The sequence below is a fragment of the Streptomyces sp. NRRL S-118 genome, from assembly GCF_000716335.1.
In the GTDB taxonomy this organism is placed as follows: Bacteria; Actinomycetota; Actinomycetes; order Streptomycetales; family Streptomycetaceae; genus Streptomyces.
Genome location: NZ_KL591032.1, coordinates 5,591 through 29,398, shown reverse-complemented (window position 1 = coordinate 29,398; position 23,808 = coordinate 5,591). Strand labels below are relative to the sequence as shown.

At 73.2% G+C, this 23,808-nt stretch carries 19 protein-coding genes; 5 read left to right on the top strand and 14 right to left on the bottom strand.

Going from position 1 to position 23,808, the window contains the following annotated elements; genetic code table 11:
- Nucleotides 1-12: 12 nt before the first annotated feature.
- The 4 genes from IH00_RS0133685 to IH00_RS0133665 all read right to left on the bottom strand — a co-directional run bounded on the left by IH00_RS0133685 (nt 13) and on the right by IH00_RS0133665 (nt 5,872).
- The gene (locus tag IH00_RS0133685; protein WP_031079885.1) at nt 13-675 is read right to left on the bottom strand and encodes a DUF5825 family protein; all 663 of its coding nucleotides are present in this window, start codon (nt 673-675) and stop codon (nt 13-15) included.
- A 26-nt stretch (nt 676-701) separates the two neighbouring features.
- A complete protein-coding gene (locus IH00_RS0133680) occupies nt 702-2,615 on the bottom strand; it encodes a RiPP maturation radical SAM C-methyltransferase (protein ID WP_031079884.1) in 1,914 nt (637 codons plus the stop codon).
- 144 nt (nt 2,616-2,759) lie between these two features.
- Complete coding sequence (locus IH00_RS0133670) at nt 2,760-4,631, bottom strand: alpha/beta hydrolase family protein (RefSeq protein WP_031079883.1); 1,872 nt, start codon at nt 4,629-4,631, stop codon at nt 2,760-2,762.
- Complete coding sequence (locus IH00_RS0133665; RefSeq protein ID WP_234335067.1) at nt 4,628-5,872, bottom strand: MFS transporter; 1,245 nt, start codon at nt 5,870-5,872, stop codon at nt 4,628-4,630. The genes IH00_RS0133670 and IH00_RS0133665 overlap by 4 nt, the downstream gene beginning before the upstream one ends.
- 494 nt (nt 5,873-6,366) lie before the next feature.
- On the opposite strand from IH00_RS0133665, the gene IH00_RS0133660 reads away from it, so the two are divergent.
- From IH00_RS0133660 to IH00_RS0133650, 3 genes are all read left to right on the top strand, one after another.
- Nucleotides 6,367-6,816 (top strand): hypothetical protein, encoded by a 450-nt coding sequence (locus IH00_RS0133660; protein WP_158828092.1) that lies wholly within the window; start codon nt 6,367-6,369, stop codon nt 6,814-6,816.
- Between the two features lie 190 nt (nt 6,817-7,006).
- A complete protein-coding gene (locus IH00_RS0133655; protein ID WP_031079877.1) occupies nt 7,007-8,761 on the top strand; it encodes a serine/threonine-protein kinase in 1,755 nt (584 codons plus the stop codon).
- A 91-nt stretch (nt 8,762-8,852) separates the two neighbouring features.
- Nucleotides 8,853-9,044, top strand: a complete 192-nt coding sequence (locus tag IH00_RS0133650; RefSeq protein ID WP_031079876.1) for a DUF6381 family protein — start codon at nt 8,853-8,855, stop codon at nt 9,042-9,044.
- A gap of 113 nt (nt 9,045-9,157) precedes the next feature.
- Here the strand turns inward: IH00_RS0133650 and IH00_RS0133645 are convergent, their stop codons facing one another.
- On the bottom strand, nt 9,158-9,574 hold the full coding sequence (locus IH00_RS0133645) for a Fur family transcriptional regulator (RefSeq protein WP_031079874.1): 417 nt from the start codon (nt 9,572-9,574) through the stop codon (nt 9,158-9,160).
- Between the two features lie 229 nt (nt 9,575-9,803).
- Here IH00_RS0133645 and katG point away from each other — a divergent pair, with 229 nt between their 5' ends.
- A complete protein-coding gene (gene katG, locus IH00_RS0133640; protein WP_031079873.1) occupies nt 9,804-12,035 on the top strand; it encodes a catalase/peroxidase HPI in 2,232 nt (743 codons plus the stop codon).
- A gap of 58 nt (nt 12,036-12,093) precedes the next feature.
- On the opposite strand, the gene IH00_RS0133635 is transcribed toward katG, so the two are convergent.
- Together IH00_RS0133635 and IH00_RS0133630 are read right to left on the bottom strand one after the other, a co-directional pair.
- Nucleotides 12,094-12,825, bottom strand: coding sequence for a hypothetical protein (locus tag IH00_RS0133635; protein ID WP_031079872.1), 732 nt, complete (start codon nt 12,823-12,825; stop codon nt 12,094-12,096).
- Nucleotides 12,826-13,142: 317 nt separating this feature from the next.
- Nucleotides 13,143-14,138 carry a LuxR family transcriptional regulator gene (locus IH00_RS0133630; protein ID WP_199819864.1) on the bottom strand — a complete coding sequence of 332 codons (996 nt, stop codon included), beginning with the start codon at nt 14,136-14,138 and terminating at the stop codon, nt 13,143-13,145.
- A gap of 217 nt (nt 14,139-14,355) precedes the next feature.
- On the opposite strand from IH00_RS0133630, the gene IH00_RS0133625 reads away from it, so the two are divergent.
- Complete coding sequence (locus IH00_RS0133625; RefSeq protein ID WP_031079862.1) at nt 14,356-15,768, top strand: aminopeptidase P family protein; 1,413 nt, start codon at nt 14,356-14,358, stop codon at nt 15,766-15,768.
- 39 nt (nt 15,769-15,807) lie between these two features.
- Here IH00_RS0133625 and IH00_RS0133620 read toward each other — a convergent pair whose 3' ends face one another.
- From IH00_RS0133620 to IH00_RS0133590, 7 genes are all read right to left on the bottom strand, one after another.
- A complete protein-coding gene (locus IH00_RS0133620) occupies nt 15,808-17,145 on the bottom strand; it encodes an erythromycin esterase family protein (protein WP_031079861.1) in 1,338 nt (445 codons plus the stop codon).
- 86 nt (nt 17,146-17,231) lie between these two features.
- Nucleotides 17,232-17,981 (bottom strand): thioesterase II family protein, encoded by a 750-nt coding sequence (locus IH00_RS0133615; protein ID WP_031079859.1) that lies wholly within the window; start codon nt 17,979-17,981, stop codon nt 17,232-17,234.
- A gap of 16 nt (nt 17,982-17,997) precedes the next feature.
- Complete coding sequence (locus IH00_RS44605) at nt 17,998-18,813, bottom strand: winged helix-turn-helix domain-containing protein (RefSeq protein ID WP_234335066.1); 816 nt, start codon at nt 18,811-18,813, stop codon at nt 17,998-18,000.
- Between the two features lie 51 nt (nt 18,814-18,864).
- Nucleotides 18,865-20,043 (bottom strand): cytochrome P450, encoded by a 1,179-nt coding sequence (locus IH00_RS0133605; RefSeq protein ID WP_031079855.1) that lies wholly within the window; start codon nt 20,041-20,043, stop codon nt 18,865-18,867.
- Between the two features lie 23 nt (nt 20,044-20,066).
- Nucleotides 20,067-21,368 (bottom strand): MFS transporter, encoded by a 1,302-nt coding sequence (locus IH00_RS0133600; protein WP_078888102.1) that lies wholly within the window; start codon nt 21,366-21,368, stop codon nt 20,067-20,069.
- The gene (locus IH00_RS0133595) at nt 21,368-22,348 is read right to left on the bottom strand and encodes a TauD/TfdA family dioxygenase (protein WP_234335064.1); all 981 of its coding nucleotides are present in this window, start codon (nt 22,346-22,348) and stop codon (nt 21,368-21,370) included. The genes IH00_RS0133600 and IH00_RS0133595 overlap by 1 nt, the downstream gene beginning before the upstream one ends.
- Before the next feature lie 22 nt (nt 22,349-22,370).
- On the bottom strand, nt 22,371-23,808 hold a 1,438-nt coding region (locus IH00_RS0133590; RefSeq protein WP_234335063.1), incomplete at its 5' end, for a condensation domain-containing protein.

The window sequence follows — 23,808 nt, the reverse complement described above, 5'->3', positions numbered from 1 at the left end:
GCCCGTGCGGCGTCAGATCGTCATGGACTCCTGGAGCCAGCGGCTGATCCGGTACGGCAGCCACCAGGCGAGCGGCCCGACGTCGAGGACGAGCTGCTCGCCGCGGAAGTCGTCGAGGACGGCACGGGGCACCCGGTCCGCCGGCGCCCCGTAGGCGAGCTGCTCGATGGCGCGTTCGTACTCCGGTTCACCGGCGGTGAAACGGCGCAACTCGCCCCAGCGGCGGTCCCGGATCTGCACGAAGCCCGGCCCTTTGCGCCACAGGCACTTGCACAGGTAGTGGCCGCGCCGCCAGGCACGCAGGGCCTCCTCGGCGCCCGCCGGGCCCTCGAGGCGCCGGGGCGGCTGGAGGTGGCTGAGGGCCCGCCAGCTCTCCCCGTCCGCCGGGTCGCACCGCAGGTCCCACTCGACGAGGACGGCCCGGGCGGTCAGGTCCCGCACCAGGCTCAGCGCGGCGACGGTCCCGGCGGCCCGCGCGGCGTCCGCGCCGCCGGTGAGGTCGACGGTCCCGGGCAGCCGTACGCGGCGGGCCCCCAGCTGCCACAGCCGCTCGCTCTCGCCCTCCAGCGGCCCGGGAAGGGCGAGTTCACCGAGGAACATGCCGGGCAGTTCGCAGGCGACGGGATCGTAGTCGCGCCAGGCGAGAACGGCGGGCGGGCTCAGGGTGGTGCTCATGGGACGTACTCCTCCTCCGGGCGCGGTCATACGTGGGCGGGCTCGGCGGGCACCGTCTCCGCCGCGTGCGTGTGGCGCATGAAGTCCAGCCGCAGGAGGTCCTCGTTGACGGCGGCCGGGGCGATGTGGACGTACTGCCCGCCGTCCGTGAAGACGATCCCGAGGGAGAGCCAGGCGTCGAGCAGCCGCTGGACACCGGCCTCGTCGCGGGCGGCGCCGGGGACCTTGCCGGCGGCCTTGCGCGCCAGCGCCGCCGGCGCGTGCGGCTGGTCGAGGAGACGGAAGACGGCGCGCTCGAACGGGTCGGTGAGCTCCAGCGTCCGCCAGTCGAAGGCCCGGCGCCGGGAGACCAGGACGATCCGGTCGCCCAGGTCGGCATGGGTGAGCCGGGCGTCGGCGTGGTGCTTCTTCCAGCCGGCCAGCGCATCGTTGAGGGCGCTGACGGTGGGCTCGCCGATCCCCCGGGCCGGCGCCTCGAAGACGTAGGCGAGGTCGTACAACTCCTCTTCCGGCAGGTCGTAGGTGAAGCGGTAGTGCTCCTCCGGGCGCAGGCCGGTGAAGCCGAGCTCGGGGCGCTCGAAATAGGGGCTGAACCGCTCGATGGCGATCCGGGCCGACAGGTCGACCGGCGGGTCGAGGTGTTCCAGTGCCGGGATCTGGGCGATCACCGGTTCGTAGTCCCGCGCGGTCTCGCCGGGGAAGCCGTGCAGGTAGTTCCAGGCGACGGAGAGGCCGGTCTCGGCGCCGTCGCGGAGCATCCGGACGTTCTGGCAGCCGCTGACGCCCTTGTCCATGAGGTCGAGGACCCGGTGGTTGAGGGATTCGATACCGGGCTGGACGTAGATCATGCCGGCTTCGGCCAGCGTACGGAGCTGCGCGCGGCGCATGTTGGCCTTGATCTCGATGTGCAGCCGCAGGTCGTACTCGCTGTCGATGATCCGCGGCAGCACGGTCGTGAGGTACCCCATGTCGAGGATGTTGTCGACGACGTACATGTCCAGGACCCGGTGGCGGCGGGCCAGTTCCATGATCTCTTCGTAGAAGGTGTCCGGGCTCTTCGAACGGAACTCCATGAACGAGCCGTTGAGGCCGCAGAAGGTGCAGTGGTGCTTCTCGCCCCACCAGCAGCCGCGGGCGCCCTCGACCACGAGCTTGGGCTCGACCCAGTTGCGGGCGACGGAGGCCGCGAGGCGCTCGAAGTAGCCGCCGTAGTCGGGCGGGAGGATGGCGGCGGGAGGCAGTGGGCGGGTCGCCATGGGGTTGGCACGGCTCTCCCCACCGGGCCCGCGGTGGCACAGTCCGGGCACCTCGGAGAGGTCCGAGCCGTCGGTGAGCGCGGTCAGCAGCTGAGGGAAGGCGGCTTCGCCCTCGCCCCGTACGACGTGGTCGACGAAGGGGAAGTTGCGGTGCACGGCCGCGCCCTGGGCCCCGTCGCAGTTGGCCCCGCCCATGACGGTGACGATGTGCGGGGCGAGCTGCTTGACCCGGCGGGCGGCGGCGAGCGCCGCGGTGTTCTGCTGGAACGTGGAGGTGAACCCGACGACATCGGGGGAGTGGTCCACGATCCGCCGCGCGATGGCGTCGACGAATTCGGGGACCACGCGGTGCAGCGAACGGGTCATCGCCATGCGCGACTTCTTGAGTTTCCCGCGCATCACCGCGGTGAACTGCTCCTCGCGCCAGTGCGGGTCGTCGTAGAGGGCGGAGGAGAAGACCCAGTCGCCGCAGCCCATGAAATAGGAGGAGAGGGCGTAGTACTCGTAGTCGTCACCGGTGAATTCGGTCCGCGCGGTGATCCAGTCGGTGAATTCGAGATTGGCGTGCAGGACCTCGGCCTCGGCGCCGGGCACGCGCTCGTCCACGCTCCGTTTGAGTATTCCCAGTGCGAGGGACGGAAGGTCGATGGGCGACCAGGGCATGTTGACCAGCAGGACACGCATGTCGGCTCCTCGGGAATGGGGGACCGGCCGGCCCGGTGGTGCACCACCGGGCCGGCCGGTGGGGGTCAGTCCTCTTCCGCGTCCTCGGCGTTGCGGAACGGGACGGTGACGGTGATGCCGACGCTCGGCTTGCGGTTCTCCTCGTCACCCGCGAGCGGGTCGTTGTGGATGATGTCCTTCTGCATGGGACGTTCTCCTCTCCGTGGTGCGTTCGGCGGTGCGGTGCTCCCCGCTCCGGGCGGAGCGGGGCGTCTGGGGGCGGCGCGCAGGGCCGCGCAGTTCCCGGTCGAGGAAGACCAGGGCGCGGCGGAGTACGGCGACGTGGTCGCCGCCGTCGTAGCCGTCGTGACCGGAGTCGAGCCACATCGCTTCGTGGCGGACCCCGGCGGTGCGCAGCGCGGCGAGGTAGCCGCGGACCTGACCGGGCGGGCATTTGGCGTCATGGGTGGCGGCGGCCACCAGCAGCGGGGCGCGGACCGCGGCGGCGTAGCGGATCGGTGAGCTCCGCGCGTACCGCTCCGGGACGTCGTCGGGTGTGCCGCCGAAGAGCCGCTCGTCCAGGGCGCGCAGGGCCGGGGTGGTCGTGCGGTGGGCGGCCGCGCAGTCGGCGACCGGTTTGACGGCGACCCCCGCCTGCCACAGGCCGGGCCGGGTGCCGAGGGCGAGCAGGACGAGATAGCCGCCCCAGGAGGTACCCCACAGCCCCACGGCACCGGGCCGGATCAGCCGGCGGGCGAGGAGGTCGGCACGGACGGACACCAGGTCGTCGACCTGGGTCAGGCCGACACCGCGCCCGAAGGCGCGCCGCCAGCGGGGCCCGTAGCCGGTGGAGCCGCGGTAGTTGACACGGGCGACGGCGAAGCCGGAGGCGACCAGGGAGTGGACGACGCCGTCGTAGGCGTCGCGGTCGTGGTCGGCGGGCCCCCCGTGGACGAGGAACACCGCCGGGGCCGGGGCCGGGTCGCGGGTGGCTTCGGGAAGGCTGAGCAGGGTGTGCACGGGTCCGTCGGGGCCGGGTGTCCACACGCCCTCGTGGCTGCCGGGGATTCGGTTCGCGACGGTCGGCAGCTGAGGCAGGGGGGTACCCCGCGTGGAACGCAGCCGGGGCGGGTGGCCGGTGGACGTCCAGAGGTAGTGGAGGTCGCCCCCCGGCCGGGTGGCCGCGTCCAGGAGCGTGCCCGCCGGGGTGGGGACAGTGGTGAGGGTCCGTGCGGTGAGGTCGGCGCGGTGCAGGACGGAGCGGCCGTGGCGGTCCTGGCGCACCAGGACGCGGCGTCCGTCACCGCCACCGCCGTCCCAGCGGGCGGTGATCTCGGTGTCGAAGCCGCACCAGTCGTGGCTGACCACTCCGGTTCCCGGCCGCCAGCTCGCCAGGACGTAACGGTCGTCGCACTCGCGGACGAGGAGGAGTTCCTCGTCCTCGCCGGCGGGGGCGAAGCCGAGGGACCACAGGCGCGCGGCGCCGGTGCCGCTGCCGCCGGGCAGGACGGCACGGACGGCCCCGTCACCGGTGAGGACGGTGACGCCACCGGCGCCGGCGAGGGCGAGCAGCCGGCCGCCGGGGGTGATGCCGGTGAGGGTGGTCTGACCGTCGAGGCGCGCCGTCGTCCGGGCGCGACCGCCGCGTGGGCCGACGTGGACGGTGGTGGCGTGCCCCTGCCCGTGCCCGACGGCGAGGGCGACGGTGGCGTCGTCGCTCACCGCGAGGCCGCGGGGGAGACCGGGCGGTACGTCCGTCAGCCCGAGCCGGTCCGGCCCGCCGGTGAAGGGCTGGAACCGCCACTGCCCGCGGCCGTGTTCGTCCTCGTCGAACCACCACACGTGCGCGTCGCGGTCGATGGCGCCGTGCAGGGTTCCCCGGGGGCGCCGGGTGACCTGCCGGGCACGGCGGGCGGAGGCGTCCCAGGTGAACACCTCGCAGCGGCCGTCGGCGTCGGCGGTGAAGACCATCCTGGCCGGGTCGGCGGCGCAGACCTCGGGGAGGGCCGCCCGGTAGACCTGGTAACCGCCGGTCATGCGGCCACCTCCGCGCGGAGGGCGCCGCGCACCGTGCGCCGGGAGGTGTGCACCGCGAGCAGGGCCAGCGCCGCCCCGCAGACGAACGCGGGCGCGGCCGTGGAGACGCGATCGGCGAGGGCCCCGGCGAGCACGGGCGCCAGGGAGGCGGCGCCCGTCGCGGCGGTCGCCAGGACCGCGCCGGTACGGGCCTGCAGCGCGGGTGCGGTGACCTGCAGGGCCCGGGCCTGGAGCACCACGGAGGCGAGCGGCATCAGCAGGCAGACCAGGCCGAACAGCACCCCGTACGCCCACGCTCCCGCGGCCGTGGCGAGCGCGGCGGTGAGCGGGACGAGCAGCCAGGTCACGCCGGTCACCACGAGCGGGGCGCCGAAACGTTTCACCACTCGTGGTGCGGCGAGCGAGCCGGCCAGCCCCGCGGCGCCCGACGCGGCGAGGACGGCACCGAGCGCCGCGCCGCCGTGGCCACCGCGCTGCAGTGTGAAGACGGCACCGAAGTAGAGCGCCACCACGACGACGTTGACGGTGGCGCTCCACACCAGGACCAACCGCAGCAGCCGGGAGGAGCGCACCAGCTCCAGCCCCGCCGCGGCCTCGCGCAGGATCCCCTCGCCGCGCTCGCCCTTCCCGCCGCCGCGGGGGACCGGTGCGGTGAGGTCCGCCCGCATCGCCCGTACGCACAAGGCGCTCACGACGTAGGAGAGGGCGTCGGCGAGGAACGGAAGCGCGCGGGCGGCCTGGTAGAGGACGCCGCCGAGCGCCGGACCGACGATCAGGGCGCCCTGGTCGGCGGCGGCCAGGCGTCCGATCACCCGCGGCTGCTCCGGTCCGGGGCAGATCAGCGCGACCGTGCCGCGGGCCGCGGCCTCGAAGCAGGCGGTCGCCACCCGCTCGACCAGGACGGCGGCGATGATCAGCGCCAGGGGCGGGCTGCCGGCGGTGAGGGCGAGGGCGACGCAGCCCATGGCGAGCGCGGCGACGGTGGCCGACCCCAGCATCACCCGCTTGCGCGCACCCCGGTCGACCGGGACGGCGACGAGCGGGCCGAGGAGGAGCCCGGCGGCGGTGGAGACCCCGGCGATCAGGCCGACCACCTGGGGGGAGTGACCGAGACCGAGGAGGAGGAGCGGAAGGACGGCCCCCGATGCCTGCGTGCCGACACCGTCGGCGGCACTGGCCCACCACAGGAGCCTGACATCGCGCGTCCCCGACCGAGGGTGGGACGGTTGTGCGGTCGACACGGGCCGTTCCACAAAGCACCTCACCGCTTTGGCGAATTCGTGCAGAAAATGTGGGGGAAGCGAAACGAGCGGGATCCTAATCACGCTCGAACAAGCGCCACAAGAGTCCGTTGCGCGTGGCCGGATTCATGCAGCGGAGCGCTCGGGAAGGCGCGGTCGGCGGGATGCGGAAATGGGGGAGATCATTCCGTCGTCACCCGTGCGCCGGCCGTGCGCCGGCGGGAGGAGAATCGCTCCTTCTCCCCAGGCGAAACGCGGAAGGCGCTCCGAATGCCGGCCGGAATCGCCGGTCCGTACGTCACCCGGCAGCCGTTCGTCGTCCGTCCCCCGGCGGGCGCCGGTGCGAAGTGCTTTCGGCCGAGAATGTGCGCTGCTGTGGCGCGGAGATGACCCTGCGGTCGCGGTGGCCGGTCCGGGGGTGAACGGTGCGCACGCACGGGATCCGGGGCTGTTCCCCGGCGAGGAACAGCCCCGGACGGTGCACCGTGTGGTCGGTGCCGACCCAGGAGTACGGCGAACAGCGGGGTCCCGACGACACCGTCGCGGCGGCCTGGGCGCTGACGGGCAGCGGAGTGTTCGGACCGCGCAAGGGGCGATGGCCGGCGACTTCGTCGTTCGCCCCGCCCCCGGGCTGGTGGCATCTGCTGCGCCCGCGCGACCCGGTCGGCTCGGCCCGGCTGCGTACGGCCGACATCGTCACGGCGGAAGTGCTGCTCGCCGCCGTGGGGCCGGACACGCGCTCGGCCGTCCGGGAGCCGACCGCCGCGCGCTCGTGGGCGAGAGGCTTCCATGACACCACCGAGCGCGTGTGGTCCGAGCTCGGCGGCGTGGTGCGGCGGACGCTGCCGGAGGTGACCGACGACCGGCTGGTCGACGGGATCGCCGGTGTGCTCCGGTCGGCCGTGGAGTGCCAGGAACTGCGCGCCGGTATGCGCGGCGCATGAGCCGGGCCGTCACCCCGGGGCCGCGCGGCACGACACGGCACCCGGGTGACGGCGCCACCGCGAACGGACCCCCGGCACGCACCCGGTCCGACCACCGCGTCCGCGCAGTGGCACGGCCCCGGACGCTGCCTGTTTTCCGTGAACCGCCCACGGATCGGACTGTCACCGGGACCGCATACCATGACCGCCCATGAGCACGAGTGAGGACCGAAGACCCCTGGTCGACGGGCGTTTCCAACTGATCTCCCCGCTGGGCAGCGGCGGCATGGGCACGGTGTGGCGGGCACGGGACATCGCCCTGGACCGCGACGTCGCACTCAAGGAGGTCCGTCCCGCCGACCCCGCGGTCGAGCACGCGAACCCCGGTCTGACCGCGCAGATGCGCGAGCGCGCCGTCCGCGAGGCCCGGGCCCTGGCACGGCTGTCGAACCCGCACGTGGTGACGATCCATCACATCGTCGAGCCGCGGGACGGCTCGCACCCCTGGATCGTCATGGAGCTCGTCGAGGGCCGCTCGGTCTACGACCGCCTGGCCGAGGGCCCGATGCCCGTGCCCGAGGTCCTCACCCTCGGACGGGAGGTGCTGTCCGCCCTGCGCGCCGCCCACTCCGCCGGCATCCAGCACCGCGACGTGAAACCCGCCAACGTCCTGCTGCGCCCGGACGGCAGCGCCGTCCTGACGGACTTCGGCATCGCCGCCTTCAGCGAGGCGACCTCACGGCTCACCTCCACCGGGGACCTGATCGGCTCGCCCGAGTTCATCGCCCCCGAGCGGGTGCGCGGCGAGGAGGGGAACCCGGCCTCCGACCTGTGGTCGCTCGGCATGCTCCTGTACGTGGCGGCCGAAGGGCACCACCCGCTGCGGCGCGCCACCAGTCTCGCGACCGTGGTCGCCGTACTCGACGACCCGATCCCGCCGCCGGTGCGGGCCGGTGCGCTGGCGCCCGTACTCACCCAGCTCCTGGTACGCGACCCCGCGCTGCGACCCGACGGGGCGCGCCTGGAGCAGCTGCTGGCCGACGCCGCGGCACGGCAGCCGGCCACCGGGGCACCGGGAGCGGCCGCCGCCGGCCCGTTCGGCCCGCCGCACCCGCACCCGCATCCGAACCCGCATCCGGCGTACTCCCCGTCCGCCTCGCCCGCGTGGACACCCCCGGCCGTTGCGTCCCACGGCGCCGCGGGGGGCGGTGTCTTCGGCCCGCCCACCTCGCCCACCTCCCCGGCCGCGCCGCGCCCGCGCCGCCGCCCGGTCACGCTCGCCGTCTCCCTCTCCCTGGCGGCGGCCGTGGTCGTCGTCGGCGCCTGGAACCTGATCCCCGACAGAGGCTCGGGTTCCGGAGCCGACGGCGCGGGCGGGTCCCGCAGCGGAGCCACTCCGGCGACCGGTGACCGCACCCCCGGCACCGACGCGAGCACCGGTCCGGGCGCGAGCACCGGCACCGGGGCCAGCACCGGCACCGACGCGGACACCGGTTCCTCCGCGCCCCGGGGCACCTTGCTCACCGCGGCGAACATCGGCACGGTCATCGAGGCGTTCCGCAAGGTCAGCGGCACCACGCAGATCGTGGAGCTGACCGTCTACGAGGACTACGCCCTGGCCGACATCCCGACCCGGCCCGGTGCCAAGACCTACGACGAGTACGAGTACCGCAACGGCGTCGCCCGCCGGACCGGTCCCGGCGGGACCATCGACCCCGACGCGGCGGACGAGCAGCCCTTCGACGTCACCACCATGGCCTGGGACCGCTTGCCCGCGCTGATGAAGCGCGGCGAGAGCGAACTGGGGGTGGAGCGCCCGAACCTGCGCTACGTCATCGTCCACCGCTGGACCTTCAACTCCGACCGGCCCACGATGCACTATTACCTCAACAACGAGTACAGCGCGTCGGGCTACATCGCCGCCGACATCACCGGGCAGGTCGTGGCGACCCACCCGTCCTCCTGACGGCGCTCGTGCGGCTCCGTCGACGTGCGTACCGGCCCGGGCGCTGATTCCCTGGTGGGGTCGGTTTGTCTCCGTCCACGAGGAGAGCCTGATGAGCACCGCTGACGAGGCGCGCGGACGCGTGCGGCAGATGCGCGAGAAGGCACAGGAGCTGGAGCGGGCGGCGGACCGCGCCGACGACCAGCAGGACAAGCAGAGGCTGCGGGACAAGGCCCGCCGGCTGAGGGACCAGAGCGAGCAGGAGGCCGGCATGGCCGGCGGTGACCTCTATCCCGACATCTGAGCGCGCAAGCGCCGAGGCCCTCCCCGGGCTGCCCGGGGAGGGCCTCGGCGCTTGCGCCGCCACGTGGCATGCTCCGCCGCCGCGTGTCCGGAACACGGCCCCCCGGACGCCGCTCAGGAGCGGGCGCAGTCCGGGCACAGGCCCCGGTAGATCACCTCGGCGCCGGAGACGGTGAAGCCGAACCGCTCCGAGGCGGGCAGGTCGGCCAGCGGGTCGCCGGCCGGGTGGACGTCCCGGATGGTGCCGCAGCCCGAGCACACCAGGTGGTGGTGGGGGCGGTGGGCATTGGGGTCGTAGCGCTTGGCCCGGCCGTCGGTGGACACCTCGGTCACCTCGCCGAGCGCCACGAGCTCGCCGAGGGTGTTGTAGACCGTCGCGCGGGAGACCTCCGGCAGTCGTGCCGTGGCGCGCGCGAGCACTTCGTCGGCGGTGAGGTGGACATGGTCGCCGTCGAGCACCTCGGCGACCACCCGGCGCTGGGCCGTCATCCGCCAGCCACGCCCCCGGAGCCGCCCCAGCAGATCACTCATGCCCACCACCCCTTGTGACGGCCTTTTGCCGACTGGATTCGTTCGGTTTCTCGGCATCGCATTGACTTGGACTTTGTCCATCGTAGGATCGGTTCCGGCAACAACCAAGGGACAGGACAACAGCAGGGAAGCGCACGTGACGAGCGTCCTCGACCGGGACCGATGCCCTGAATGATCCGCCGCCCGTAGTTCCTGAGCACAGTGATCCGCCTGATCCGGAAGGATTCCCATGCCTGAGAACCATGACGCAATCGTCACTGACCCGAAGCCGGAGAGCACAGGCGGCTGCCCGGTGGCGCACCAGCGCGCCCCGCACCCGACCCAGGGCGGCGGCAACCGCCAGTGGTGGCCCGAGCGCCTGAACCTGAAGATCCTCGCGAAGAACCCGGCCGTGGCCAACCCCCTCGGCGAGGACTTCGACTACGCCGAGGCGTTCAAGAGCCTCGACCTCCCCGCCGTGAAGCGGGACATCGCGGAGGTCCTGACCACCTCGCAGGACTGGTGGCCCGCCGACTTCGGCCACTACGGCCCGTTCATCGTCCGCATGGCCTGGCACAGCGCCGGCACCTACCGGATAAGCGACGGCCGCGGCGGCGCCGGGGCCGGGCAGCAGCGCTTCGCGCCCCTGAACAGCTGGCCGGACAACGCCAACCTCGACAAGGCCCGCCGCCTGCTGTGGCCGGTCAAGAAGAAGTACGGACAGAGCCTCTCGTGGGCCGACCTCATGATCCTCGCCGGCAATGTCGCGCTGGAGACGATGGGCTTCAGGACCTTCGGCTTCGGCGGCGGCCGCGCGGACGTATGGGAGCCGGAGGAGGACGTCTACTGGGGCCCGGAGACCACCTGGCTCGGCGACGAGCGCTACACCGGCGACCGGGAGCTGGAGAACCCCCTCGGCGCGGTGCAGATGGGGCTCATCTATGTGAACCCGGAGGGCCCGAACGGCAACCCGGACCCGATCGCCGCGGCCCGCGACATCCGGGAGACGTTCCGCCGGATGGCCATGAACGACGAGGAGACGGTCGCCCTGATCGCGGGCGGCCACACCTTCGGCAAGACCCACGGCGCGGGCCCGGCGGACCACGTCGGCGACGACCCCGAGGCGGCTTCGCTGGAGCAGCAGGGCCTCGGCTGGCGGAACACCTTCGGCACCGGAAAGGGCGCCGACACGATCACCAGCGGTCTCGAAGGCACCTGGACGACCACCCCGGTGACGTGGGACAACAGCTTCTTCGACATCCTCTTCGGCTACGAGTGGGAGCTGTTCAAGAGCCCCGCCGGGGCCCACCAGTGGCGGCCCAAGGACGGCGCGGGGGCGGGCACCGTGCCCGACGCCCACGACCCCTCGAAGAGCCACGCCCCGACCATGCTGACGACCGACCTCTCGCTCCGGTTCGACCCGGTCTACGAGCAGATCTCGCGCCGCTTCCACCAGGACCCGGACGCCTTCGCGGACGCCTTCGCCCGTGCCTGGTTCAAGCTGACGCACCGCGACATGGGCCCGGTCGTGCGCTACCTCGGCCCCGAAGTGCCCTCCGAGACCCTCCTGTGGCAGGACCCGCTCCCGGAGCGGACGTACGAGCTGATCGACGAGGGCGACATCGCCTCCCTCAAGGAGCGGGTCCTCGCCTCGGAGCTGTCCGTGGCGCAGCTCGTGTCCGTCGCGTGGGCGTCGGCCTCCTCCTTCCGCGGCAGCGACAAGCGCGGCGGCGCCAACGGCGCCCGCATCCGCCTCCAGCCGCAGAACGGCTGGGAGGTCAACGACCCCGACCAGCTTGCGACGGTCCTGCGGACCCTGGAGGGCATCCAGGAGTCCTTCAACGCCGCGCAGTCCGGGGGCAAGCGGGTCTCGCTGGCCGACCTGATCGTGCTGGCCGGCGCGGCCGCCGTCGAGCAGGCCGCCAAGGACGCGGGCTTCGACATCCGGGTCCCGTTCACGCCGGGTCGCGTGGACGCCTCCCAGGAGCAGACGGACGTCGAGTCGTTCGCCGCGCTGGAGCCCGCGGCCGACGGCTTCCGCAACTACGCCGGGAAGAGCAGCCGGCTCCCGGCCGAATACCTGCTGCTCGACCGGGCGAACCTGCTCACTCTGAGCGCCCCCGAACTGACCGTCCTCGTCGGCGGCCTCCGAGTGCTGGGCGCGAACCACCAGCAGTCCCCGCTCGGTGTCTTCACGCACAGCCCCGGCACGCTGACGAACGACTTCTTCGTCAACCTGCTCGACCTGGGCACCACCTGGAAGGCGACGTCCGAGGACGCCAACACCTTCGAGGGCCGCGACGCCGCCACGGGCGAGATCAAGTGGACCGGCAGCCGCGCCGACCTCGTCTTCGGCTCCAACTCGGAGCTGCGGGCCCTGGCGGAGGTCTACGCCTCCGACGACGCGAAGGAGAAGTTCGTCCAGGACTTCGTCGCCGCGTGGGACAAGGTCATGAACCTGGACCGGTTCGACCTCGTCTGATCCTGGCGTCCGGGGCCGGTCCGCACGGACCGGCCCCGGACGTCCGCAACGGCTCCGGTCAGACCGCCGAGTCCCAGGCCGTCGTGAGTCCCTCCAGCCATGCGGGCGGCAGTTCGGCGGCGTCCCACTCCTCGCGCAACGCCGATGGCGCCGCGGCCAGTCGTTCCAGCACGGCGACGCTGGAGGGGGAGTGGAGGAGGGAGTAGCGGCCGTGGACGGCGATGGCGCTGCCCGGCCCGAACTCGGCGTACAGGCGCTCCAGTCGCGCCCGCTCTGCCGCGGCGAACTGCGCCAGCCGGCCCGCGTACCCGGCCCGCTGCCGGGAGTCCATCGTGCCGAGAACGGCCTTCAGCACCTGCTCGGAGACCTCGGGGTCGAGATCGGACACGGTGGTGAACGACAGGTAGAGCGGCAGCACCGCCACCTTCGCCCGCTCCAGCTGTGTCCTCCTGACGGGTGTGCGGGCGTCCTGCTCGGGATCCGGCGGGCCGGAGGCGACGGCGCTCCGCAGCGCCCGTTCGGCCAGCTCACCGAGTTCGTCGGCGACGGCCTGGGTGCCGTCCAGCCAGCCCGACTCGTAGAGCTCGCCCTTCTCCCCGGGTGCGCTCCGGACGATCCCCCTGATCTCCTCGTGCGCGAGGGCGAGGGCGCCGGCCTCGATGAGCCCGATCAGCTCCTCCGCGTCGCCGGCAAAGACCCCCGCCCGGCCGAGGAGCTCCAGCAGCGTCCTCTTCGCGTTGACGACACTGGCCGTGTCCAGTTGCTGCCGTCCTTCTTCGGCGGCCTCCATGGGTCCTCCTCATCGCGTGGGCCGTGCGGTGCGTGTACGCCGAACACGCTGCTCGAGGGTTCAACGCTCGGGGGACGTGCTGAGCTCCTCGTCAGGCGTGGCGTGCGTACGTTACGCCTTGCCCGGGAGAGCGGTGGTGATCCCCCGCGCGGACGGGCGGTGCAACGCCCTGCGGCCGCAGCACATCGGAGCACGGGGCGACCGCGGTCCCCGTGGCAGGCCGGCCGCCCGGGAGTGCGAGGCCGTCGGTTGCCGGTCCCGAGCCGGCAGGCGGTGCCGTCCACCCGGGGACCGGACGCGTCAGCGGCGCCGGGTCGTCAGCGCCCCGGGGACAGCCATCCGTACCGCTGCGCCTGCAAGGCCATCTGGAAACGGTTCGCGGCGCCGAGCCGGGCCATCAGGACCTGCAGGCGGCGGAAGAGCGTACGGCGGCTGATCCCCAGCTCGCGGGCGATGACGTCGTCGCTCGCACCGCCCGCGAGGAGCCACAGCAGGCGGCGGTCGGCAGGCGCCAGGCCGCCCGGGAGGGCGGTGCGGCCGTGGAACGGCAGGGCGTTCTGCCAGGACTGCTCGAACAGCGCCACGAGCGCCGACAGCAGCCCGCACGGCTGCACGACGAGCATCGCGTTGTGGACGTCGGTCTCCTTGATCGACAGCGACACCAGCGCGTACGCCTCGTCGATGATCACGAGCTTGACCGGCACCGACGGCAGCACCCTGGCCTGCTCACCGGCCTCGATGCACGGTTCGATGGCCTCCTTCAGATGGCCCGGATGCTCCAGCGACGCCCGCGAGTACACGACACGCTGCGTCACGCCGCGGGCGAGCGTGGCCAGCGCGTCGTCCGTCGCGCCCGGGAGGGGGACGTAAGGAGGCGACTCCAACTGCCGGATCTGTTCACGGGCACTGGCCCACGCCTGGCGCATCCTGCGGCCGACGGCGTCCCCGGTGACGACCTCGACGAGATGGCCGTCGAGCGGGGCGAGCCGCTGCCGGCGGAACGACTCGAACGCGCCGCCGACGGCGAGGCGTGACGCCTCGAGCTCGGCCGTCCGGTGCCGGGCGAGGATCTCCAGACCCGCGGCCGGCGGAACCGGAGCCACCACGTCCCCGCCCTCCACCGCGGCACTGGCGAGACCGGCGTCGACCAGTTCGCCGTACGCCGCGGCGAGCTCCGCCCCGTCCGCACCGGCCGCGGCCCCGATCGCACGCAGCGGAGCGGGCGCCAGCTCCAGCAGCGCCGCATAGACCCGGCACGCGGCCTCACCGATGCCCAGAAGCCGAAGGGCCTCGCCGAGTCTCGCGTTCGTCATGCGTCGCATTATCGACGGCTTCCGTCGGGGCGTGGCCGATCCGTGCCACTGGCACTCCTCGGCACCCGGCGCGCGCACCGCGGGCTACTGTCCGGAACGCCGCCGAGGAACGGCGGGAGCGAGGGCGCCCGGGGCACCACCGGGCGGGGCACGTCCTGCCCGCGCGGCTCGGCCACCCCTCGCCGACGAGGAACCCACCGGGAAGAAGGGGCACATCGTGGCCAAGGGCCGGAAGAACGGTCTGTACGGGGACGTCTCCGAGGAACTGTCCGCGCTGATGCGCACGGGATGGGCGGACACCGAGCGGCACGACCTCAAGCTCGACGAACAGGCTCCGTACGCGGCGCGCCGCCGCGCCGCGCTCTCCGCGCGCTTCCCCGGCGAACGCCTCGTGATCCCCTCGGGGAACCTCAAGGTCCGCTCCAACGACGACACCTATCCCTTCCGGCCGTACTCCGGCTACGTCCACATGACCGGGGACCGGGCCCGGGACGGCGCGCTCGTCCTCGAGCCCCGCGCGGACGGCGGCCATGACGCCTACTGCTACCAACTGCCGCGGGACAGCAGGGACGACGACGAATTCTGGACGGGCGCGACGGCGGAGCTGTGGATGGGCCGACGCCGCTCCCTCGCCGAGTCGGAGCTCGTGCTCGGACTGTCCTGCCGCGACGTCCGCACGGCGGCCCGCGACCTCGCCGGAGCCTCCGGAGCGCCCACCCGGATCGTCCGCGGCATCGACCCGACCCTCGAGGCAGCCGTCACCACCGACCCGGCCCGCGACGACGAACTGGAGGAGGCACTCGGCGATCTCCGGCTCGTCAAGGACGACTGGGAGCTGGCCGAGATGCGCAAGGCCGTGGACGCCACCGTGCGCGGATTCACCGACGCGATCGGGGAGCTCTCCCGGGCGATCGCGTCCTCCGAGCGCTGGATCGAGGGCACCTTCTTCCGCCGGGCGCGGCTGGAGGGCAACTCCGTCGGCTACGGGACGATCTGCGCCGCGGGCGAGCACGCCACGATCATGCACTGGACGGACAACGACGGCCCCGTGCGCCCCGGGGACCTGCTCCTGCTGGACGCCGGCGTGGAGACGCGCACCCTCTACACCGCCGACGTCACGCGCACACTCCCGATCAGCGGCACCTTCACACCCGTGCAGCGCACGGTCTACGACGCGGTGTTCGAGGCCCAGGAGGCCGGCATGGCCGCCGTCCGGCCGGGCGCCCGGTACCGCGACTTCCACGAGGCGTCCCAGCGCCACCTGGCGGCGCGACTGGTCGAGTGGGGCTTCATCGAGGGCCCCGCCGACCGCGCGTACGCGCTCGGCCTCCAGCGCCGCTTCACCATGGCCGGCACCGGTCACATGCTCGGCCTGGACGTCCACGACTGCGCACAGGCCCGGAACCAGGAGTACGTCGACGGCGTGCTGGAGCCGGGCATGGTGCTCACCGTCGAGCCGGGGCTGTACTTCCAGCCGGACGACCTCACCGTGCCCGAGGAATGGCGCGGCATCGGCGTCCGGATCGAGGACGACCTGGTCGTCACCGGCGACGGGCACGAGAACCTGTCGGCGGGCCTGCCGCGGTCCGCGGACGACGTGGAGGCGTGGATGGCGCGGTTCGCGGGCTGAGCGGGCTGAGCGGACGGGAGCCTCCACGGCCCGTCACCGTCACCTGGGAGGTGCCAGCAGGCGGGCCGGCGTGACGTGGTGGAGATGGAAGAGGAGGTCGTGGGAGGCCGTGGGGGCGACGCGGTGGGGGCGCTCCGGGTAGGAGGTGCCGATGGTGCGGGTCGGGCGCGGAGTGTTCAGCCACGCGCGGGCCGCGGCGGGGGACGAGCGCAGGTCCATCAGGTAGTCGCCGGGACGCACCCGCTCCAGGAAACGCTCGGTGCTGTCCGGAGGCGGAGCCCCCACGGTGTGGACGCGGGCCGTGCCGTCACGCCCCGTCGCGTTGAAGGAGCCGGAGCCGAAGGTCACCGCGACGCTCACGTACTGCTCGCCCAGCCGCTCCCGCAGGAAGGCCCCCTGCATGCGCGGGTAGCGCGGGTCGGAGGTGCGGTAGGAGATGTGGCTGTTGTGTGCCGACAGCAGCACCTTGTGCCCCGTCCGCGCCTGCCACCAGGCGACGTTGTCCGCCATCAGCCGATCGCGGTAGCCCATGGAGGCCCTCAGCTGCTCCGGGTCCTCGAAGTCGAAGGCGTACCCGCGCGCGGTCTGCGCCAGGGCCCGCGCGTGCTGCACCGCCCAGGCGTGGGCGTCCTCCGTCGCGCCCGCGGGGACCGGCTGCCGGGCGAGCAGGGACAGCGCCGCCTCCGCGCGCACGGCCATCGCGCGGCGCTCGGCCAGGGGGCGGGTCAGGTACGCCTTCATGTACGCGCCCGCCGGGGTGGTCGGCCGCAGCCCCCGGTACAGCCGGGTGAGGTGCGGCAGCAGGTCCGGGCGGTGGCGGGCCGCGTACCGGAGCACCCTGTCGTACTGCTCCGGTCCCGCGTACGCGAAGTCGTCGCCCATGAACCGCACCGGATCCCCCGGGTGCCGGACGTTGTACGCGCGGATCCATCGGACGAGGGCCAGGTACTCCTCCGTGTTCCACCACGCGTACGTGTCCTGGAACTCCTCCCGCATGATGCGCCGCGGGTCGCCCTCGCCGGTCCGCACGTACGCGTCCAGCCGCAGCCCGCCGCTCCAGCTCGTCTCCAGCGCGAAGGTGCGGAAGCCCTCGCGCTCCACCAGGTAGCGCAGGACGCGGTGCTTCAGGGTGAAGAACTCGTGCGAGCTGTGCGTCGCCTCTCCGAGCCCCACCACCTTCGCGTCGCCCACCATGCGCCCGAGGGGCCGCAGGTCGTCCAGGCCGCCGGCCGGCCGGGTGGTGCGCAGGGGGTGGGCGACCCGCTCCGCCGCCCGCAGGGCGCGTTCCTCGGGTGGTGGAAGCGTGCCGGAGCCGAGGGCGCCCGCGCAGACCAGCGTGAGCAGGAACAGGATGAGTACGGACCGGTTTCGCGTCATACGCCCATGCTCCCGATCCGTGCGGTCTCAGGACATACGGCGCACCCCCGGCTTCGCCGCGGGCTGTCCCGACCCCGCGCATGCCGCTAAACCGGAAGGGGCCGCGCCGGCGCCATGGCGAGGCGGGCCACCTCCTCGATCGCGGGCACCAGGTAGAAGTGGTCGCCCTCCAGCACCGTGAGGGTGAAGGCGCCCGAGGTCAGCGCACCCCACCCCGCCGCCTCCGCGGGGGTGACCCGCGGGTCGCGATCACCCGTCAGGGCGTGGACGTCGGCGTGCAGCGGGGGCGCGTCGGCCGGGCGGCGGTAGCCGTCGATCAGGTGGTAGTCGTTGCGGAGGACGGGCAGGAGCAGTTCGCGCATGTCCGGGTCGTCCAGCACGGCCGCGTGGGTGCCGCCCAGGGACATGACCGCCTCGACGATCTCGTCGTCCGTCCGTATGGCCGGGCCGGCGGCGTCGTCGGGGGACCGGCCGGAGACGCACAGGCGGGTGACGTGGACGGCGCCCGCCCCCTCGAGCCGCAGGAGCGTCTCGTACGCGACGGCCGCGCCCATGCTGTGGCCGAAGAACACGGTGGGCAGCGGCGGGAGGGCCAGCAGCTCGGCGGCGACGGCCGACGCTAGCGGGTCCATCGCCGGGACCAGCGGCTCCCGGAACCGGTTCTCACGGCCCGGGTACTGGACGGCCAGCAGCTCCGTCGAGGGGTCCGCGTACCGGGCCCAGGGGCGGTAGAAGCTCGCCGCGCCGCCCGCGTGGGGAAAGCAGACCAGACGGCGCGCGGGGCGGTCCGGCCGGGTGTGGCGGGTCAGCCAGGACGAGGGGGAGGGAGTGGGCATGCGGGGAGTCCGATCTTCAGCCGAGGATGGCCTCGCCCAGCGGGGTGAGGCTGTGGACCGCCAGATTGTGCTGGCGTTCCGTGGTCACGAATCCGGCACGGCGCAGGATGGTGAGGTGCTTGCTGGCGGAGGGGCTCGATATCCGCAGCCGGTCGGCCACCTGCCCGGTCGAGCGGGTCTCCCGCAGCGCCGCCAGCACGTCGGCCCGGGTCCGGCCCAGCAGGGCGTGCAGGGCCGATTCCCCCTCGCTGCCCTGCCACAGCGAGGCGGCCGTGTCCGCGTCCGGGGTGATGCCGTACACCAGGATCGGCAGGCCCTGCCAGCCCATGCGGGCGTCGATCAGGAGGGGGTGCGGGGCGAACAGGGACGGGGCGAGCGTCATACCGCGGCCGCCCAGGGTGGTCCGCCGGGACGGCTGCGCGTTGTCGACGCGGAGCACCGGGGCCTCCCACCGGATGGCCTCGTGCCGGCTGTTGAGGACCTGCTCCATGCCGCCGGCGAGCATCGCCCGCCCGGCGGCGTCGCGTTCCGCCTTCAGTAATCGCTGGATGCGGTCCCAGAACGGCTCGACGGCCACCGCGTGGAACATGTCCGTGTCGCGCGGCAGCGGTGACGTCAGCGTCTCCAGGAGGGACGCGGAGGGCTCCGTCACGGGATGCGCCGCGGAGACCCTGCGCAGCCGGTGCCGGGCCGCCCGGCGCCAGTCGGTCAGCGCGTCGCGACGCTGTTCCGCCAGCCGCCCCCAGGCCATGTGCGTCTCGAACGCCATGCCCAGGGTGCCGATGATGCGTACACGAGCCAAGTCCTCCACGTTGAGGCACAGTTCCAGCACGACGAGGGCTCCCCCCAGTGGTCGATCAAGATCATATGAAGGTGTGAAGGATCAGCGCCAGTCGATGGAGACCGCGAGGCTGCTGTAGCCCTGCACCAGGTTCGAACGCATCCAGCGCACGTCCCCGGCCAGTTCCACGCCCCGCGCCTCGGCGGCCAACTCCTGGAGCAGCGCCCTCAGTTCGAGACGTGCGAGAGCGGCGCCGAGGCAATGGTGCGGGCCGTTGCCGAACCCCAGGTGGCGGTTGGGCGCACGGTCCGGGACGAAGCGGTTCGGCTCCGGGAAGAGCCGCTCGTCGCGGTTGGCGGCGGACAGCCACGCCACGACCGGCTGCCCCTTGAGGATCTCCTGGCCGCCGATCCCGCAGTCCTCGGTGGCCACCCGCAGGACGTGCGCCGCCGGGGACGTCCAGCGGACCACCTCCTCCACGGCCGGACCGGCGAGTTCCGGGTCGGCGTGCAACGCGTCCAGCGTGCCGGGGAACGCCTGGAAGGCGTGGAACGCGCCGGTGATGGAGTGCCGGGTCGTCTCGTTGCCGCCGATCAGGACGTTGTCGCAGTTGATGACCACGTCGTCGGTGCTGAGCCGGCCGTCCTCGAGCAGCGCGCTGACCAGGTCCGGGCCGGGCTGCCGGCGACGCCGCTCGGCCAGTTCGTGGAAGTAGAAGAGGATCTCCGTGTGCGCTTCGGCCGGGGTCATCCTGTCGAAGCTGCTGTCCTCGCCGCCGAAGGCGTGGTTGGTCAGCTCGATCAACTGCTCCCGCTCGCTGAGCGGCACACCGATGACCTCGCAGACGATCGCGGCGGGGAGCCGCGGCCCGATGCTCCGGGCGATGTCCGTGGAGCCCTCCGACCGCAGCCGGTCGACGATGTCCCGGACCTCCCTGTGCAGCACCGACTGCAGTTCGGGGGCGCGCAGCCGGGAGAGGAACGGGCCGATGAGCCGCTTGAGCAGGGAGTGCCGGTTGCCCTCGCTCACCACCAGCATCCTGCCGCCGGAGTTGTCCGGGTGCTCGGCGTCGAAGCCGATCATCATGCCGTACTCGGAGGTGAAGGGCGCCTTGGGGGAGAGGACGGCGGCGACGTCCCGGTGGGAGAAGACCGACCAGAAGCCGGACGGGGAGAGGCCCGGATCGCTCCAGACCTTCGCGTCCGCCCGGACGTACTCCCGCCACATGTCGAAGCGGGCGTCGGTGGTGTAGAGATCGGGGTTGGCCAGGTCGATGGTCATGGTGGGTTGTCTCTGCCTGTCTGTCAGCGGACGGGGGGAGGGGTGACCGCGGCCGGTTCCGCGGCGGGCGGTGTCTCGTCGGCGGGGCCGCCGCCGGGCGGAGCGGCCCCGGCCGTGGCGGGTTCCGGTACGTCCCGCAGGGCCGGGCTCAGGGACGTCAGCACGGCGATGACCGCCATCACGGCCGTGCAGCCGAGCAGGCCGGCGGACCGGCCCGCCAGGTCCAGGACGATGCCGCCCGCCAGCGGCGCGATCGCGCCGCCGCCGCCGCTCGCGATGGCCGCGACGCTCACCACCCGCCCCCGGAGGCTGTCCGGGGTGAGCGTCAGCTGAGCGGTGGTGAAGTACGCGTTCGCCGTCGGCGCCGCGAAGGCGATCGCCCCCAGCAGCACGCCCGGTGTCCAGCCGCCCGGCAGCACCGCGATGCCCGCCGTGAGCACGACGAACGCCCAGAGGACGACGTGGATGGGGCGCGCGCCGGTCAGGACGCGCTGGAGCAGCGGGGCGGCGAGGGCGCCCAGCAGGCCACCGACGCCGAGCAGCGCCGCCATCACCCCGATGAGCCCGGTGTCCATGCCGCTCGTCTGCGCGGAGGCGATGACGATGAAGTAGATGACGCCGAAGAAGAAGTTCGTCGCCGTCGCGCAGACCAGCCCCACCCGCAGGAACGGGTGGGACATGGTCCAGCGGACCCCCTCCATCAGCCCCCGCCCGCTGAGCACGGGCCGGTCGGGGGCGCCGGCGGCCGGCGGCTGCCGCTTCAGGAACAGCAGCAGCACCAGTCCGGCCAGGTGCGCCAGGCAGCCCACGACGAACGGGAACGCGTTCTTCACCGCCAGCAGGAACCCGCCGGCGGACGTGCCGGCGAGCTGGCCCGCGTAGGTGCGCGCGGCGTTCATCGCCACGGCGTCGGAGAGCCGTTCCTGAGCCACCAGGCTCGGGATCATCGCCTCCCCTGCCGCCATCGTCAGGGCGGTGGCCGCCCCGTTGACCAGGGCGAGCAGCACCAGCGCGGGCAGCGACACGGCGTCCGCCCACAGCAGCAGTGCGAGCGCACCGAACACCGCCACCAGCGCCGCCTGGCACCACAGCATCACCGTCCGGCGGTCGTACCGGTCGGCGACGGCCCCGGCGGGCAGCCCCGCCAGGAGCATCGCCGCCGCGTCGACGAAACCGATGATCCCCGCCTGCGAGGGCGAACCGGTCAGCGCCAGCACGATCAGCGGCAGCACGATCAGCGACGTGCTGTACGCGAACTCGCCGAACGCGGAACTCACCCACAGCAGCGTGAAGCCACCGCCCGGCCGGGTCTTGTCCCGCGGCATCAGCCGAGGAGCCGCGAACGCGACTTCGTCCGCACGTAGGTGCGCCGCAGATCGCGGACCAGGCTGGTGCGCTTGAGCCAGCGGTCGGTCCCGTCGTAGCGCGGTGTGAACGTGTCACGCCCGTGGATGGCCCGGTGGTTGTCGATGAACACGGCGTCGCCGGGGGTCAGCACGACCCGCTCCGCGGCGTCGGCCAACAGGGCTGCGGCCTCCTTCAGGGCGGCCTCCGCCTCGCTGTCGCCGGGTACCGCCTCGGTGAAGTCCGCGTCGATCCGCAGGTACGGCGCCTCCTCCGGGCCGAACAGCACCGACGCCACCTCGTACGGGCGGTCCTCCAACGCCGAGGGGTTCTCCGCGCTGTGCTGCGGTACGACGTGGTGGGAGTCGTCCGGGAAGAACCGGAAGCGGTCCTGGTGCAGCACGCGCCGCACCGGCTCGGGGAACTCCACCGACTCCACCAGCGCCACCGTCGTTCCCACCGCGTCGGGGTTGCGCAGGCACATCAGGGCCACGTAGTCGCCCCGGCAGGAGTGGAAGACGTCCTCCGTGTGCAGCGTGAGCTGCTGCTGGCTGCTCGCGCTCGTCAGGGAGTTCTCCTGTCCCTTGGACGGGCAGACGTCGTGCACGAGGCGGCCGTTCTGCTGGTTGACCCAGCCGAACGGCTCGCCCAGCACCGACCCGACGAGCAGCAGCACCAGCTCCTCGCGGATCGCGGCGGTCTCCTTCTCCGCGATCCGCCAGCTCGGCGGGGTCGGTACGAGGTCCTCGTCGACGGGCAGGTTCCCCAGCACGATGACGGCGTCCTCGGCGGCGCGGGACGACACCAGGAACCGGCGCACCCCCACCGGGAGCCGCTCCGCCTCGGCGCGGATGTCGTCCGCGTAGTCCAGCGGTGTCCAGACGGGGTGGGCGGCGAGGAATTCGTCCGCCACCGCAGCCAGTTCGTTCTTCTCGACGTCACTCAGCACGTAGCGAGCCACAGCAAAGCCTTCCAGTGGGTGATCAGTTACCGGCCGCGGCGGCGATCTGCCGCAGGGCGGTGGCGAAGTCGTCCGCGAGCCGGCGGACGGTGGCAGGGGTGTGGGCGGACGGCGCGTACAGCCAGTCGATCCGCAGCTCGCCGTCGCTGACGGCGGCGACGACGTCGATCAGGTGCGGGCGGACCTCGTCGGGCGCCTGGTCGGCGCCGAGGCCGTCCAGCCGGTCCCGGACGAGGCCGTTGCCGTCGGACGCGCCGTCCCACTGCCCCAGGTAGTTGAAGCTGATCCGCGGGTGCGGGGCGGCCGCGAGGGCGGTGTGCGCGGGGCTGCCCGGTTCGGACAGGTAGCGCAGCGCCCCGTAGCCCAGCCCGCGTCCGGGCAGCTTGCGCAGGGTCTTCTTGACGGCCTTCAGCGCCGTCTCCCAGGAGCCCTCGGGGACGTCGAGGGCGACGGGATGGATGGTGGTGAACCAGCCGACCGTACGGGACAGGTCCACGTCGTCGAACAGTTCCTCGCGGCCGTGGCCCTCGAGGGCGATCGTGACCGGCGCACCCGCCCAGTCCCGCAGGACACGGCCCAGCGCGGCCAGCAGCACGTCGTTGATCCGGGTGCGGAACGCGCCGGGCGCCCGCTGCAGCAGCGTCTCCGTCACGGACCGGTCCAGCACCGACGACTCGACGGCGACCTCGCCGTACGTGCTCGTGGGCGGTCCGTCGCACGGGATGTCCGCGGCGCCGGACACGGCCTTGCGCCAGTACGCCGTCTCGTGGTCGAGCCCGCCGGAGCGGACCAGTTCGGACAGCCGCCGCGCCCACCGCTGGTAACTGGTGGACTTGACGCACAGATCGGCGGGGCGGCCCGCGGCGAGCTGCCCGTACGCGGTGGCCAGGTCCTCCAGGACGATGCGCCACGACACACCGTCCATGACCAGGTGGTGCACGGCCAGGAACAGGCGGGGCGGCGCCGCGTCCGGCATGCGCAGGAAGACGCCCCGCACCAGGGTGCCCGAGCGCAGGTCCAGCGCACCCTGGGCCTCCAGCGCGGCGTCGTGCAGCGCCCGCTCGGCGTCGGCCGCGGCCGTCAGATCCCGGACCGCGAGCAGCCCGTCGGGACGCTCGCCGTACTCCTGCACCCAGCCGCCGGCGCCGTCGGCCGTGTACCGCATGCGCAGGGCGTCATGGTGGTCGACCACCGCGGCGAGGGCACGCTCCAGCACCGCGGGGTCCGTGTCCGGGGCCAGGGCCACGTGGACGGACATCGAGTACCGGTCGGGGTGTGCCGTGTGCTCGGCGAAGAACCAGCGCTGCACCGGCGTCAGTTCGACCCTGCCGGACGCCTCGGGCGCCTCGTCCCCGGGGGCCGCCGCGTCGGCGTCGGCGCGCTGAACGACCGACGCCAGCTCGGCGACCGTCTGGTGGACGAACATCAGCTTGGAGGTCACGCGCAGCCCCGCCTGGCGG